General features: G+C 72.3%; 13 protein-coding genes. 7 read left to right on the top strand and 6 right to left on the bottom strand.

Annotated elements, in window-relative coordinates; translation table 11 throughout:
* Window positions 1-105 precede the first annotated feature (105 nt).
* The 3 genes from SOM11_RS05945 to SOM11_RS05935 all read right to left on the bottom strand — a co-directional run bounded on the left by SOM11_RS05945 (window position 106) and on the right by SOM11_RS05935 (window position 3,084).
* Entirely contained in the window at window positions 106-1,611 is a 1,506-nt protein-coding gene (locus SOM11_RS05945) for a cryptochrome/photolyase family protein (RefSeq protein ID WP_320477487.1), read from the bottom strand.
* Between the two features lie 488 nt (window positions 1,612-2,099).
* Window positions 2,100-2,540: an OsmC family peroxiredoxin gene (locus SOM11_RS05940; protein ID WP_192061108.1), complete on the bottom strand. Its 441-nt coding sequence runs from the start codon at window positions 2,538-2,540 to the stop codon at window positions 2,100-2,102.
* A 100-nt stretch (window positions 2,541-2,640) separates the two neighbouring features.
* Window positions 2,641-3,084 carry a MarR family transcriptional regulator gene (locus SOM11_RS05935; protein ID WP_320477486.1) on the bottom strand — a complete coding sequence of 148 codons (444 nt, stop codon included), beginning with the start codon at window positions 3,082-3,084 and terminating at the stop codon, window positions 2,641-2,643.
* A 155-nt stretch (window positions 3,085-3,239) separates the two neighbouring features.
* Between SOM11_RS05935 and SOM11_RS05930 the strand changes: the two genes are divergently transcribed.
* The 6 genes from SOM11_RS05930 (at window position 3,240) to purU (ending at window position 7,766) form a co-directional block, all read left to right on the top strand.
* On the top strand, window positions 3,240-3,437 hold the full coding sequence (locus SOM11_RS05930) for a hypothetical protein (RefSeq protein WP_192061139.1): 198 nt from the start codon (window positions 3,240-3,242) through the stop codon (window positions 3,435-3,437).
* A 248-nt stretch (window positions 3,438-3,685) separates the two neighbouring features.
* Window positions 3,686-5,041 (top strand): MFS transporter, encoded by a 1,356-nt coding sequence (locus tag SOM11_RS05925; protein WP_320477485.1) that lies wholly within the window; start codon window positions 3,686-3,688, stop codon window positions 5,039-5,041.
* Between the two features lie 158 nt (window positions 5,042-5,199).
* Window positions 5,200-5,448 carry a hypothetical protein gene (locus tag SOM11_RS05920; protein ID WP_320477484.1) on the top strand — a complete coding sequence of 83 codons (249 nt, stop codon included), beginning with the start codon at window positions 5,200-5,202 and terminating at the stop codon, window positions 5,446-5,448.
* Between the two features lie 138 nt (window positions 5,449-5,586).
* Window positions 5,587-6,261: an NADPH-dependent F420 reductase gene (locus tag SOM11_RS05915; RefSeq protein WP_320477483.1), complete on the top strand. Its 675-nt coding sequence runs from the start codon at window positions 5,587-5,589 to the stop codon at window positions 6,259-6,261.
* Window positions 6,262-6,351: 90 nt separating this feature from the next.
* Complete coding sequence (locus SOM11_RS05910) at window positions 6,352-6,765, top strand: DUF1304 domain-containing protein (protein ID WP_320477482.1); 414 nt, start codon at window positions 6,352-6,354, stop codon at window positions 6,763-6,765.
* A 110-nt stretch (window positions 6,766-6,875) separates the two neighbouring features.
* A complete protein-coding gene (purU, locus tag SOM11_RS05905) occupies window positions 6,876-7,766 on the top strand; it encodes a formyltetrahydrofolate deformylase (protein WP_320477481.1) in 891 nt (296 codons plus the stop codon).
* Between the two features lie 18 nt (window positions 7,767-7,784).
* Here purU and SOM11_RS05900 read toward each other — a convergent pair whose 3' ends face one another.
* The gene (locus tag SOM11_RS05900; protein WP_320477480.1) at window positions 7,785-8,963 is read right to left on the bottom strand and encodes a M23 family metallopeptidase; all 1,179 of its coding nucleotides are present in this window, start codon (window positions 8,961-8,963) and stop codon (window positions 7,785-7,787) included.
* 205 nt (window positions 8,964-9,168) lie between these two features.
* Window positions 9,169-11,037, bottom strand: a complete 1,869-nt coding sequence (locus SOM11_RS05895; RefSeq protein ID WP_320477479.1) for an AMP-binding protein — start codon at window positions 11,035-11,037, stop codon at window positions 9,169-9,171.
* Between the two features lie 447 nt (window positions 11,038-11,484).
* Between SOM11_RS05895 and SOM11_RS05890 the strand changes: the two genes are divergently transcribed.
* Entirely contained in the window at window positions 11,485-12,465 is a 981-nt protein-coding gene (locus tag SOM11_RS05890) for an NAD-dependent epimerase/dehydratase family protein (RefSeq protein WP_243214557.1), read from the top strand.
* A gap of 49 nt (window positions 12,466-12,514) precedes the next feature.
* On the opposite strand, the gene SOM11_RS05885 is transcribed toward SOM11_RS05890, so the two are convergent.
* Entirely contained in the window at window positions 12,515-13,141 is a 627-nt protein-coding gene (locus tag SOM11_RS05885) for an NAD(P)-dependent oxidoreductase (RefSeq protein ID WP_192061098.1), read from the bottom strand.
* Between the last annotated feature and the right edge of the window lie 115 nt (window positions 13,142-13,256).

The raw sequence follows: 13,256 nt of genomic DNA, 5'->3' as shown, positions 1-13,256 counted from the left end.
CCTACGTCGGCCGCCGACTCGCTGCGCGACGGACCCTGCCACCCTAACGGCGACGACCTGTCGGTGCCCGACCCGCGCCTCCTCGGCTCCCCCGCCCCGCACCTCCTACCAGCGCGTGCGCTCGCGCTCCTGCTGCACGACGGCCTCGCGATCGGAGAGACCGGCCAGGCCCGACAGCGCCTGCCGCATCCGCGGGTTGCCCATCAGCACCGGCCCCGTCCGGTCGAGGAACGCCCAGTACCCCGCCGTCACCGGGCACGCGTCGGGCCCGAGCCGCTTCTTCGGGTCGAACCGGCACCCGCCGCAATGGTCGGTCATGCGGTTGATGTAGGCGCCTCCGGACGCGTACGGCTTCGTCGCGACGATCCCCCCGTCGGCGTGCTGCGACATGCCGACCACGTTGGCGGGCATCACCCACGGCGTCCCGTCGACGTACATGTCGATGAACCACTGGCTCAGCGCTGACGGCTCGACACCGCGCTGCAACGCCCAGTTGCCGAGGATCATCAGGCGCTGGATGTGGTGACTCCACCCGTGCCGGTGCAGCCCGTCGAGCGTCTCGGCCAGGCAGTTCGCCTCGACGACCGCCTCGCCCGCCGCGTCGGTCGGCGAACCGTTCGACAGGTCGCGCCCGAGCGTCGCGAACACCTGCGGCAGCGGCTCGTGCGCCTCCAGCTTGTTGTTCGACGTCGCGTAGTCCTCGCCGAGTCGCCAGTAGAGGTGCCACATGTAGTCGCGCCACCCCATGATCTGCCGCACGAACCCCTCGACGCTGCGGATCGGCGCGTCGCCCGCGGCGTACGCGGCGGCCACGGTGTCGATCACGTCGAGCGGGTCGATCAGTCCGAGGTTCATCGGGGCGCTGATCAGCGAGTGCGCCATGGTCCAGTCGCCGCTGAGCGTGGCGTCCTCGAAGGGGCCAAAGTCGGGGAGGCGCACCTCGACGAAGTCGGCGAGCGCGGCCTCGGCCTCGGCGGCGGTCGCGGCGAAGCGGCGGGGTCCGGCGTCGCCGACCAGGGTGACCACGCCGTCGCGTTCCCAGCGGGCGATGTCGTGCCGCACCTCCTCGTCGATGTCGTCCTCGACGGGCCAGAGGGGTGCGGGCAGTCCGAGCGACGCGGCGCCCTTCGGGGGCTTCTCGCGGTTGTCGTGGTCGTGGTTCCAGCGACCGCCGGCGGGCTCCTGCCCCTCCATCAGAACGCCGGTGCGCTGCCGGACGACGCGGTAGAAGTCCTCCATCAGCAGGCGCTTCCCGGCACGCGAATCGGCCCAGGCCGCGAAGTCGCTCTCGCTCGTGACGAACCCCCGGCTCGGCAGGATCTCGGCACCGACCCGCCGCACCAGCCGTCGCGCTCGGTACGAGGTGGGGTCGATCACCTGCAGATCGTCACGCCCGTCGACGACCTCCGAGTAGTGCTCGACCTGTCTGAAGTCGACCCGGTCGCCGAGATCGCGCGCCCGATGCCTGATGGCCGACAGCAGCAGCTGCAGCTTCGCGCGGTGCAGCGTGCGCCCCCGCCACGACGACCTCGACTCGACGAGCAGCATCGGTCCGCCGTCGTCGAAGTGCGGGCCGAGTTGGTCGAGGAAGATCCAGCGGGTGCGGTCCATGAGGGGTCGAACGGTACTCGCGGGGGCCGGAGCGCGCGCGAGCCGTGGCCGCGTTCGGCTGCCGCCCGGCGCCACCCAGGCCGAGGAGGCGCGGGTCGGGTACCGTCGACCGCCCCTGACCTCTGGAGATCACCATGGCATCCCTGCTTCGCCGCTTCGCACCCCTGATCATCACCTTCGTCGTGCGCAAGATCATGAAGAAGCGCGGTGGCGGCGGCTCGACCGGCGGCAACTACCCGCGTCGCTGAGCCGCGCCTCCTCGGGTCCGCGAGCCGCGCCTCCTCGGTCACGCGACCCGCGCCTCCTCGGTCACGCGACCCGCGCCTCCTCGGTCCCGCGACCGGCGCCCCCTCGGTCCCGGGCACCGCGCCTCCTCGGGCACGCGATCCGCGCACCGCAGACGAGAACCCCCGCGTGAGCGACGAACCCCCGGATGACGGGGTTCGATGCTCACGCGGGGGTTCTGTCGTCTCCGCAGGAGGTGCGGCTCAGCTCTCGAAGGTCGCGTCGAGGGTGATCTCGACCCCGGTCAGAGCCTTGGAGACCGGGCAGGTCGCCTTGGCCTCGTCGGCCGCCGTGAGGAACGCGGCCTCGTCGATGCCCGAGACCTCGCCGACGACGGTGAGGTGGATGCCGGTCAGCTGGAACCCGCCGGCCGGGTCGGCGCCGAGCGACACGTCGGCCTTGACGTCGAGGGCCTCGACGGTGCCGCCGGCCTGGCCGAGCACGGCGCTGAACTGCATGGCGTAGCAGGCCGAGTGCGCGGCGGCGAGCAGCTCTTCGGGGCTGGTCGAGCCGTTGGCGTCCTCAGCGGAGCGCTTCGGGAACGAGACGCCGTAGGTGCCGACCTTCGAGCTGGTCATCTCGACCTGGCCCTCGCCGGTCTCGAGGCTTCCGTTCCAGGCGGTGCGTGCGGTGCGAGTGGGCATGATGCTCCTTCGTAGGTGTTCGGGTGGATGTTCGGAGGTGTTGAGGGGGACTGTTGCTGGTCTGGGGGGCTGGTCTGGGGGGGCTGGTCTCGGGGGCGGGTCAGGCGGCGGCGCGGACCCGGTCGGCGACCCCGCCGAGCTGCTCGGTCAGCGCCGTCAGCACGTCGGGCGACAACCCGGTCGCCTCGCAGATCCGCTCGGGGATGCTCGCCGCCTCGGAGCGCAACGAGTCGCCCGCGGGCGTCAGCGCCACCTGCACGGCCCGCTCGTCGGCCGAGCCGCGACGCCGGGAGACGAGACCCTGCGCCTCGAGCCGGCGGAGCAGCGGCGACAGCGTGCCCGAGTCGAGGTGCAGACGCTGGCCGAGACCTGAGACGCCGGTCTCGCCGTCCTGCCAGAGCACGAGCAGCACGAGGTACTGCGGGTACGTGATGCCGAGCGGCTCGAGCAGGTCGCGGTAGCGGGACGTCAGAGCACGCGACGCGCTGTACAGGGCGAAGCAGATCTGCTCGTCGAGCAGCGGGGTGCGCGCGGTATCGGACATGAGTCGACCATAACACGTTGCGCGCAACAAGGTTGAGCGCAACCGAAATCGGCCAGAGCGGTGCCGGGCGCGAGGGCGCGGGTCCACCGAGGAGGCGCGCGTCGGCCGAGGAGGCGCGCGCACCCCGTCCGCTCCCCGTCGCGTAGCGTGCACGCATGAGCTCCGACGACCCCACCGGCATGACCGACGACGAGAAGCGCCACGACCAGCTGACCCGTGCGCCGAAGTCCGACCCGGGCGACGACGCCCCGCGCATCACCACCGAGGATCGCGGCGACGGCGTCACCCGGATCGACGTCGCCGACACGGCCGCCGTCCGCCCCGGCAAGGGCGAGCCCCGCTCCGCCGACTGACCCGCGCCTCCCTCGTCCTGCGTCGAGGTGACCCGATCGGTTGCCTGTTCGCCGCAGAGTGCACCGATCGCGTCACCTCGATGGCGGCCGAGCCTCCTAGACGGCGGAGACCGGCCTCGGCTACCATCGACCCTGGTCGCACGTCACGCGCGGCCCCGGGCGCGCACGACAGCGCGCAGTCGGGATCACCATCCTCCCCGTGTCACACGGGTAGCAGGAACGGCGCCCGCCGACGACCGAGACCTCACATGACGATCACCTCCGCGCGTCCTTCGACGCCCACCGCCCCTCCCGCCAAGTTCCCCCTCGCCGGCCTGCTCGCCCTGGCCGTCGCGACGTTCCTCTCCATCTCGGGCGAGATGCTGCCGACCGGGCTGCTGCCCGAGATGAGCTCCGAGCTGGGCGTCAGCGAGTCGAGCATCGGTCTGCTGGTGAGCGTGTTCGCGTTCACCGTGGTGCTGACCAGCACGACGCTGACGCATCTGACGCGGCGACTCCCCCGGCATCTGCTCATCGTCGGGCTGATCGTCGTGCTGGCGATCAGCGCGGGGCTGACCGCGATCGCGCCCACGTACGAGCTGGTCGTCGCGTCGCGGATCCTCGGCGGGCTCGCGCACGGCACGTTCTGGGCGATCGGCGGCGCGTACGCGGCCCACCTCGTGCCGCGCGAACAGGTCGGCCGCGCACTGGCCGTCGCGATGAGCGGCGGCACGCTGGCGTTCGTGCTCGGCGTGCCGCTCGGCACGGCGGCCGGTCAGGCCCTCGGCTGGCGCCCCGCGTTCGGCCTGCTGGCCGCACTGATGGCGGTGGGCGCGGTGCTCGTCTGGCGGCTGCTGCCCCCGGTGCCGACACCCGCCGACGGTGCCGAGGAGGCGCGCGCGGCCGACCACGACCGCACCCGTCCCGCAGACGCCGACGCCGACGCCGACGCCACCGAGGCCGCGACGACGATGGTCCCTGCGACGGGATCGGTGCCGATCGTGCCGACCCGCGCCTCCTCGGCTCCCCGTCGACGGGGTTCGCTGCCGAAGCCGTCGGTGCTCGGCGTGGTCTTCAGCTGCGTCATCACCGCGGTGTTCATGGTCGGGCACTACTCGTTCTTCACGTTCATCGCGCCGTACCTGGTGCGCTCGACGGGCATCGCGGAGTCGTCGCTCAGCGCCGCGCTGTTCGCGTTCGGCATCGCCGGGGGCGTCGGTCTGCTGATGGTCGGTTGGTTCCTCGGCAAGCGCCCCCGCATCAGCATCCCGATCGGCATCGGCGTGGTCGCCGTCTCCGTGTTCGCGATGATGGCGTTCGAGGGGCAGCCGACCCCGTCGCTGATCGCGTTCGTGGTGTGGGGTGTCACGTTCGGGGCGCTGCCGCCGTTGTTCCAGACGCGGATGCTGCAGGTCGCCCCGGCGAAGATGCGCGACCTCGCGAGCGCGTTCTACACGACCGGGTTCAACGCGGGCATCGGCGGCGGAGCCCTGATCGGCGCGATCGTGCTCGACGGTGCAGGGCTCGACGCGCTGCCGGTGCTGTACATCGTCGTCGCCGTCGTGGTGCTCGGGCTGGTGCTGGCCACCGACCGGGTGCTCGCGGTGCGGTCGGCGCGCTCGTAGGGGCCGGCTCGCGCCTCCGGCCGTCGAGGAGTCGCAACACGCCGTGCGACCGCGAGCGCCGCGGCGAGTCATGACTCATCGTCCCGACCCGAGCCCCGAAGTGGGGCGGACCACCGGACCAGCTCGTCCGCATACTCGAGAGACGGCAGGGGGCGACGATGGACACCGAGAGCACGACGACCGAGCGGTCCACGCGCTGCGCGGGCTGCGGCGAGACCGCCCGCCTCGCACCCAATCCGTACTTCGGCACGGGACTCTCGGTCCACCGCCACATCGTCACGTGCGCACGCTGCGGCACGCTCGGCTTCGCACCTCGCTCCGACCCCGAGCCGACGATCGAGACCGGGCCGACGCCGGTCGCGGCGGGGCCGTGGCGGCGACTCGCCTCGTGGTTGGGTGGGGCGTGACCGGGAGCGTCCGCGACCGACCGCACCGCGCCTCCTGAGCGCCGCCCGCCCTCTCGCACCGCGCCTCCTGAGCGCTCCCTGATCCGCTGCTGAACCCCAGCCCAGAATGCCCGCCCCCTCAGGGCGTTGGCTGGCCGCATGACAACAATCGGAATCATCGGAGCAGGCAACATCGGCAGCCAGGTCGCTCGCGCGGTCATCGAGCAGGGCTACGACGTCGTGATCAGCAACTCGCGCGGTCCCGAGACGCTCGCGGACCTCGTCGCCGACCTCGGCCCCAAGGCACGTGCGGCGACGGCCGAGGAGGCGGGCGAGGCAGGCGAGATCGTCGTCGTCACCGTCCCGTTGAAGAACGTCGAGGAGGTGCCGGTCGAGCCGCTCGCCGACAAGATCGTCATCGACACCAACAACTACTACTTCGAGCGCGACGGGAACATCGCCGCCCTCGACAACGGCGTCGACACCGTCTCGCAGATGCTGCAGCGCCACCTGCCGACCAGCAAGGTCGCCAAGGGCTTCAACCACATCATGGCGAAGGACATCACGACCGACGGCAAGCCCTCCGGCACCGAGGGGCGCCGCGCCCTCGCGACGTCGAGCGACTTCGAGGAGGCCGCCGAGCTCGTGCAGCGCCTCTACGACGAGCTCGGCTTCGACACCGTCAACGTCGGACCGCTGAGCGAGAGCTGGCGCGTCGAGCGCGACCAGCCCGCCTACGTCGTGTCGCAGACCCGCACCGAGCTCGTCGAGAACCTCGCGAAGGCCACCCGCGCCACCGCGACCACCGAGCCCGCCCCGCACCCCGAGGCGTAAGCGTCATCGAAGTGACCCGTTCAGGGCCCAGAGGTCGACTCCGGGCACCGAACGGGTCACTTCGACGATGAGGCGCCTTAAGCTGGCGGCATGCTCATCGTCTCGCTCGTGGCCGCCACGCTCGCCGCCCTGCTGCACGTCTACATCTTCGTGATGGAGTCCGTGCTCTGGACGACACCGCGCGTCCGCGCGACCTTCGGCATCACCGACGACCGGCAGGCCGAGTTCACGAAGCCGATGGCCTTCAACCAGGGCTTCTACAACCTCTTCCTCGCGATCGTGACGATCGTCGGCGTCGTGCTGGTGGCGTCCGGCCGAGGAGGCGCGGGTCAGCTCGCAGACACCTCCCCCGCAGGTCTCGCCCTCCTGGTCGCGGGCACGGGCTCGATGCTCGCCGCAGCGCTCGTGCTGGCGCTCTCCGACCGCACGAAGCTGCGTGCGGCGGCGACGCAAGGGCTCTTCCCGCTCGTGGCCCTCGTGGCACTGCTGGTCGCCGCGCTCTGAGCCGACCCGCACCTCCACCCCGCGCCTCCTGCGTCGAGGAGTCACGACTCGCCGCGCGCACCGGGTCCGCGCGGCGAGTCGTGACTCCTCGCTGTCGGTAACCTGGGCGGGTGACCGACGCGACCACCGCCTCCAGCGCTCCCACCGCCTCCCCCTCGACGCACTGGACCCTGACGCTCGTCTGCCAGGACCAGCCGGGCATCGTCCACGCGATCAGCGGAGCCGTGGTGCAGGCCGGGGGCAACATCACCGAGTCGGCGCAGTTCTCGAGTCACGACACCGGCACGTTCTTCATGCGCCTGCAGGTCGAGGCGCCCGGTGAGCGCACCGCGCTGGAGGAGGCGCTCGCGCCCGTGCTGGCCCGCTACGACATGCAGGCGAAGCTCGACGTGGTCGGCCGACCGATCCGCACGCTCGTGCTGGCGAGCAAGGCGGCGCACTGCGTCAACGACCTGCTCTTCAGGCAGCGCGCCGGGCAGCTGCCGATCGAGGTGCCGCTGGTGCTCGCGAACCACGACGACCTCTCGGGGCTCGCCGAGTTCTACGGCAAGCGCTTCGAGCACCACCCCGTCACCGACGCCGAGTCGAAGGCGGCGTTCGAGGCCCGGGTGCTGCAGGTCGTCGACCGGTACGACATCGAGCTCGTCGTGCTGGCGCGCTACATGCAGATCCTCAGCCCCGAGCTGTGTGCGGCGCTGGAGGGGCGGGCGATCAACATCCACCACTCGTTCCTGCCCGGGTTCAAGGGGGCGAACCCGTATCGGCAGGCGCACGCCCGCGGAGTCAAGCTGATCGGCGCGACGGCGCACTTCGTCACGAGCGACCTCGACGAGGGGCCGATCATCGAGCAGAACGTCGTGCGCGTCGACCACACGCGCAGCGCCCCCGAGCTGATGGCGATCGGACAGGACGAGGAGAGCCGCACCCTCACGCAGGCCGTCCGCTGGTTCGCGGAGGATCGCGTGCTGCTCGACGGAGCCCGCACGATCGTCTTCCGCTGAGGCGCGGGCTGCGACGACTCAGAGCGTGCGGCCGGCGTTCGCGTCGAGCCAGGCCTTGGGGTCGATCTGCGTCGATCCGCCCATCAGCACCTCGAAGTGCAGGTGCTCGCCCGTCGCGACACCGGTGCGACCGACCGTGCCGACGAGCTCGCCGACGCCGACCTGCTGACCGACGTACATCGGACTCGAGCCCGACCGCATGTGCGCGTACATCGTGCTCACCAGACCGCCGTCGATCACGTGATCGATGACGACGTAGGTGCCGAACTGGGCGTGGACTCCGGCGGTGCGGACCGTACCGGCTGCGACGGCGCCGATCGGGGTGCCGCCGCCGGGGGTCATGTCGAGCCCCATGTGCATGCTCGAGCACGCCGCGCACGGTGCGCTACGGGGGCCATACCCCGAGCTCAGCACGACGCTGCCCGGGAACGGCCACCGGATGTCGCCGGCACCGCTGTTGACGACGGTGCCGCCACCCGAGGCGACGCCCCCCGCGGCGCCGACGACGGCGTCGGAGGACGACGAGCGGCTCGACGAGCCGGAGTCGGACACGACCGGGGCCTTCACCACGGGCGGCGGGGGCGGCGGCGGCGGCGGATCGGTCACACCGTACGAGTCGCGCTCGGCGACGGCGAGCACGACGAGCGAAGCGGCCATCGTCTGACCCGTCATCGGAGCGGCCGTCGACACGGGGATCCCCGAGCCGCCCAGGTCGGAGGCCGATGCGGGAGTCACGTTCGACGAGAAGAACAGGGTCGCCGCCAGCAGTGCGAACGCCGGGACGGCCGCCTCACGCGCACGCCGGGCCAGGAAGCTCGGACGACGGGAGGGCAGGAGGCGCGGTTCGGGACCCGAGACGATCCGCGTCGAGCGCATGGGGACCCGGGAGACGGCAGCCTGCCGTCGGGCGACGGGGTGCTGCGCGGGAGTGGCCTGCGCGACCGGTGCATCCTGCGGAGCCGGGGCCTGCGCGGCGGGGGCCTGCGCGACCGGTGCCTGCGCGACCGGGGCCTGCGCGACCGGTGCTGTCTGCGGGGCCGGGGCCTCCGCGGCGGGAACGTGCGCGGCGGGTGCCTCTGAAGCGGCAACCGAGACGTCTGTGTCGACCCGCGCCTCCGGGGCTGCGGCAGCCGCGCGCTCACGGGCCAGGGCCTCGCGCCGGGTCAGGGGCGGAGCATCGTGCCGAGGGTCGCTCACGAGACGGTCGTCGTCTTGTCGGCGCAGCGGATCACGGTTCTCCTCGGGGTGGATGCATCGAGTTTAGGCAAGAAGGCGCGCGACGACCAGGGGCTCGGCCGATGTCGTCGAGAAATCTTCATGCCCGTGGACGCCGCGCCGCGCCTCCTCGGCGTCGATCAGGCGCCCGCGCCCGTGTCCCCGCCCGCGCCGGCGCCGGGCCGAACTACCCGCGCAGCCCGGGGAAGTCCGAGTCGCGGAACTCCCCCGCGATCCGCTCGCTCGAGACCGCGGCGTCCTCCTCGCGCTGCCGCAGCTCGACGCGGCGGATCTTGCCCGAGATCGTCTTCGGCAGCTCGTCGACGAACTCGACGCGGCGCACGCGCTCGTACGCCGGCAGCCCGGTGCGGGCGTGGGCGAGCACCGAGCGGGCGGTCTCCGCCGACGCCTCGACGCCCGCCGCCAGCGTCACGTACGCCTTCACCACGGCGAGTCTCACGTCGTCGGGAGCCGGCACCACGGCCGACTCGGCGACGGCGGGGTGCTCGATCAGCACGCTCTCGACCTCGAACGGCGACACCTTGTAGTCCGACGACTTGAAGACGTCGTCGGTCCGCCCGACGAAGGTGATCATGCCGTCGGCGTCACGGGAGGCGACGTCGCCGGTGTGGAACAGCCCGTCGCGCATCGACGACTCGGTGCGCGCCGCGTCGCCGAGGTAGCCCGTCATCAGGTTCACCGGTCGGGTGGTCAGGTCGAGGCAGACCTCGCCCTCGTCGCCGACCTCGCCCGTGACCGGGTCGACGAGCACGACGTCGACGCCGGGCAGCGCGCGCCCCATCGAACCGGCCTTGATGGTTCCGCCGGGGGCGTTCGCGATGATCGCGGTGGTCTCGGTCTGCCCGTAGCCGTCGCGGATGTCGAGCCCCCAGCCCTGCTGCACGCGCGAGATGACCTCGGGGTTCAGCGGCTCGCCGGCCGAGAGCGCCTCGCGCAGAGCGTGCGGTCGGGCGCCGAGCGACGACTGGATCAGCATGCGCCACACGGTCGGCGGCGCGCAGAACGACGTGACGGAGGCGCGCTCGAGCTGGTCGCGCAGCTCCGCCGGCCGGAACCGCCCGTAGTTGTAGACGAACACGGTGGCCTCGGCCGTCCACGGCGCGAAGAAGCAGCTCCAGGCGTGCTTGCCCCAGCCGGGCGACGAGATCGTCATGTGCACGTCGCCGGGGCGGACCCCGAGCCAGTACGTCGTGCTCAGGTGCCCGACCGGGTACGAGGCGTGCGAGTGCACGACCATCTTGGGGCGGCTCGTGGTGCCCGAGGTGAAGTAGACGAGGCAGGGGTCGTCGGTCGCGGTGACGACGTCGGGGCGCACCGAGGAGGCGCGGTGCGAGTCGCCGAAGGAGACCCAGCCCGCGGGTGCGGCGCCGGCTGCGGGTGCGGGTGCGGCGCCGGGTGCAGGTGCGGCTGCGGCTCCGGCTCCGGCCCCGGCCCCGGCGCCGGCGCCGGCTCCGGCTCCGGCTCCGACCGACGGCAGCACGGCGATGCGGGTGACCGCGTCGATGCCGGGCACGGCGTCGAAGACCGCCGCGTCGGACGCGTTCGCGACCACGTGCCGCACCAGCCCGCGCTCGATGCGGTCGGCGAGGTCGGCGGTGCCGAGCACGGTCGAGGTCGGCAGGATGACCGCGCCGATCTTCATCACCGCGAGCATCGCCTCCCACAGCTCGACCTGGTTGCCGAGCATGAGCATGACGTGGTCGCCCCGGGCGACGCCGAGTCCGTGCAGCCAGGCGGCGACCTGGTCGCTGCGGCGGCGCATCTCGTCGAAGGTGATGCGCTGCTCGGAGCCATCCTCCTCGACGAGCCAGAGTGCGATGCGGTCGTTGTCCCGCGCCATGACGTCGAACCAGTCGACGGCCCAGTTGAAGCGGTCGCCGACGTCGGGCCAGCGGAACTCGGCGCCGGCCCGGTCGAGATCGTCGCCGAGGGCGAGCAGGTGGTCGCGCGCGGCGCGGAACGCCGTCGTCGCCGCCGAGTCGCCGGGTGCGCTGCTCGGAGTCGGGGAGTCGGGGCCGGAGGTCGCGTCGTGCATCACGCCATCATGCACCCGCATGCATGCCGCCCCCGGCATGCGGCCCCGACTCCCCTCTCCCCCTCTCATCGAAGTGACGCGTTCGCACCCCTGGCCCGCGCCTCCTACCCCTTTCGCGTCACCTAGATGCGGCCGGGCCCGCTCCGCCCCCGCACCGCTCATCGAAGTGACGCGTTCGGGCCCCTGACCCGCGCCTCCTACCCCTTTCGCGTCACCTCGATGTGGCCCGCCCCCGCTCCGCCCCCGCACCGCTCATCGAAGTGACGCGTTCGGGCCCCTGACCCGCGCCTCCTGCCCCTTTCGCGTCACCTCGATGCGGCCGGGCCCCGCTCCGCTCCCGCACCGCTCATCGAGGTGACGCGTAGGGGGCACCGGACCGCGCCTCCTGCCCCCTTCGCGTCACCTCGATGTGGCCCGGCCCCGGCCGAACGGGTGCACAGTGGGGCGATGACGACGACGTCCCTCCTCGTGATCGGCGGCACCGGGCAGATCAGCGCGGCGGTGGTGCGACAGGCCCTGCTCGACGGCGTGGCCGTGACCGTGCTCAACCGCGGGAGCACCTCCATCAGGCCGCTGCCGGCGGGCGTCGAACAGCTCACCGCCGATGTGCGCGACGAGGAGGCGGTGGTCGCCGCCCTGCACGGCCGCCGCTTCGACAGCGTCGCCGACTACCTCACGTTCACGCCCGAGCAGCTCGCGTCGATGCTGCGGGTCGTGGCTCCGCTCACCGATCAGTACATCTTCATCGGCTCGGCCTCGGCCTATCAGAAGCCCCCTGTCTCGTTGCCGATCACCGAGGCGACGCCGCTGTTCAACCCGTGGTGGGCCTACTCGCGAGACAAGATCGCGTGCGAGCGGCTGCTGCGCGACGAGCACCAGGCCGGCCGGGTGCAGGCCACCGTGGTGCGCCCCTCGCACACCTACGACGAGACGCACGTGCCGCTGCTCGGCGGCTGGACGACCATCGAGCGTATGCGCCGAGGCGACGCGATCGTGCTGCACGGCGACGGCACGTCGATGTGGGCGCTGACGCACTCCACCGACTTCGCGCGGGCGTTCGTCGCGCTGCTCGGCCACCCCGACGCGATGGGCGAGGCGTTCAGCATCATGGCGCCCGAGCAGCTCACCTGGAACATGATCGCGCGTGATCTCGCCGACGCCGCCGGGGCGCCGCTGCACCTCGTCCACCGCACCACGCACGACATCACCGAGGCCGTGCCCGAGTGGACCGCAGACCTCTGCGGCGACCGCAGCCACCCGGCGGTGTTCGACACGGCGAAGATCCGCGCGATCGCTCCGGACTGGGAGGCGCGGGTCCCGTTCGCCGAAGGAGCCCGCCAGATCGTCGCCTGGCACGACGCCGACCCGGCCCGCCGTGCGATCGACCCGGGGGTCGACGCCGCCTACGACCGACTGGTCTCGCTGTAGCGGAGCGTGCGGGGAGCGCGGGCGTTGCGGGACGCGCAGGAGGCGCGGGTCAGGAGTCCGCGCCGGTCACGACCGCGGTCCGCCGCGACCAGGTGCCGTCGCCGAGCTGCGCGAGCATGAAGCGGGCGACGTCGGCGCGCGAGACCTTCGTCGAAGCCCCCGCCGGCAGCCTCTCGGCGACGACGATGTCGCCGGTCGCGGGGCCGTCGACGAGACGGGTGGGGTAGACGAGGGTCCAGTCGAGGTCGCTGGCGCGGACCTCGGCGTCGGCGACCTCCTTGGCCGCGTAGACCCTGCCCAGCACGCTGTGGAAGAACATCTTCTGCAGCGGCCCGGCGTCGCGTTCGCTGTCGCCGACCCCGAACGCCGAGCAGACGATCAGGCGCTCGACGCCGGCGGCGTCCATGGCGGGCAGCAGCACGCGCCCGACCTCGAGCTCGACCGGCACCCTGAAGTTGCGCGAGCCCACGGCGTTCAGCACGACGTCGCGCCCGTCGACCGCCTCGGCCATGTGGGAGGCGGTGGTCGCGTCGCCGACGACGACGTCGACCCCGTCGCTGGTGTCGAGGGCGGTCGCATCGCGGACGAGCACCCGCACGTCGTGCCCCGCGGCGAGGGTGGTGCGGAGGAGGTGCGAGCCGACGCCTCCGGTCGCTCCGAGCAGGAGTATCTTCACGGGGGCTCCTTCGAAGCGCGGCTGGGGCATGGCCGGAACCGGCGTGCCGAGAGGTCACCGTGTCGGTCGATGACTTGAATATGCAAGCCAACTCCCTGCCACCCGGCGGCGCCAC

The sequence above is a fragment of the Frigoribacterium sp. CFBP9029 genome, from assembly GCF_034045305.1.
Lineage (GTDB): Bacteria > Actinomycetota > Actinomycetes > Actinomycetales > Microbacteriaceae > Frigoribacterium.
This window is presented reverse-complemented; position numbering and strand designations above follow the sequence as displayed.

Bases quoted from the DNA above. Each gene is read 5' to 3' on its own strand.
- SOM11_RS05940 (WP_192061108.1), bottom strand. From the start codon at position 2,540: ATGCCCACTCGCACCGCACGCACCGCCTGGAACGGAAGCCTCGAGACC.
- SOM11_RS05945 (WP_320477487.1), bottom strand. From the start codon at position 1,611: ATGGACCGCACCCGCTGGATCTTCCTCGACCAACTCGGCCCGCACTTC.
- SOM11_RS05935 (WP_320477486.1), bottom strand. From the start codon at position 3,084: ATGTCCGATACCGCGCGCACCCCGCTGCTCGACGAGCAGATCTGCTTC.
- SOM11_RS05930 (WP_192061139.1), top strand. From the start codon at position 3,240: ATGAGCTCCGACGACCCCACCGGCATGACCGACGACGAGAAGCGCCAC.
- SOM11_RS05890 (WP_243214557.1), top strand. From the start codon at position 11,485: ATGACGACGACGTCCCTCCTCGTGATCGGCGGCACCGGGCAGATCAGC.
- SOM11_RS05920 (WP_320477484.1), top strand. From the start codon at position 5,200: ATGGACACCGAGAGCACGACGACCGAGCGGTCCACGCGCTGCGCGGGC.
- SOM11_RS05895 (WP_320477479.1), bottom strand. From the start codon at position 11,037: ATGCACGACGCGACCTCCGGCCCCGACTCCCCGACTCCGAGCAGCGCA.
- SOM11_RS05910 (WP_320477482.1), top strand. From the start codon at position 6,352: ATGCTCATCGTCTCGCTCGTGGCCGCCACGCTCGCCGCCCTGCTGCAC.
- SOM11_RS05915 (WP_320477483.1), top strand. From the start codon at position 5,587: ATGACAACAATCGGAATCATCGGAGCAGGCAACATCGGCAGCCAGGTC.
- SOM11_RS05925 (WP_320477485.1), top strand. From the start codon at position 3,686: ATGACGATCACCTCCGCGCGTCCTTCGACGCCCACCGCCCCTCCCGCC.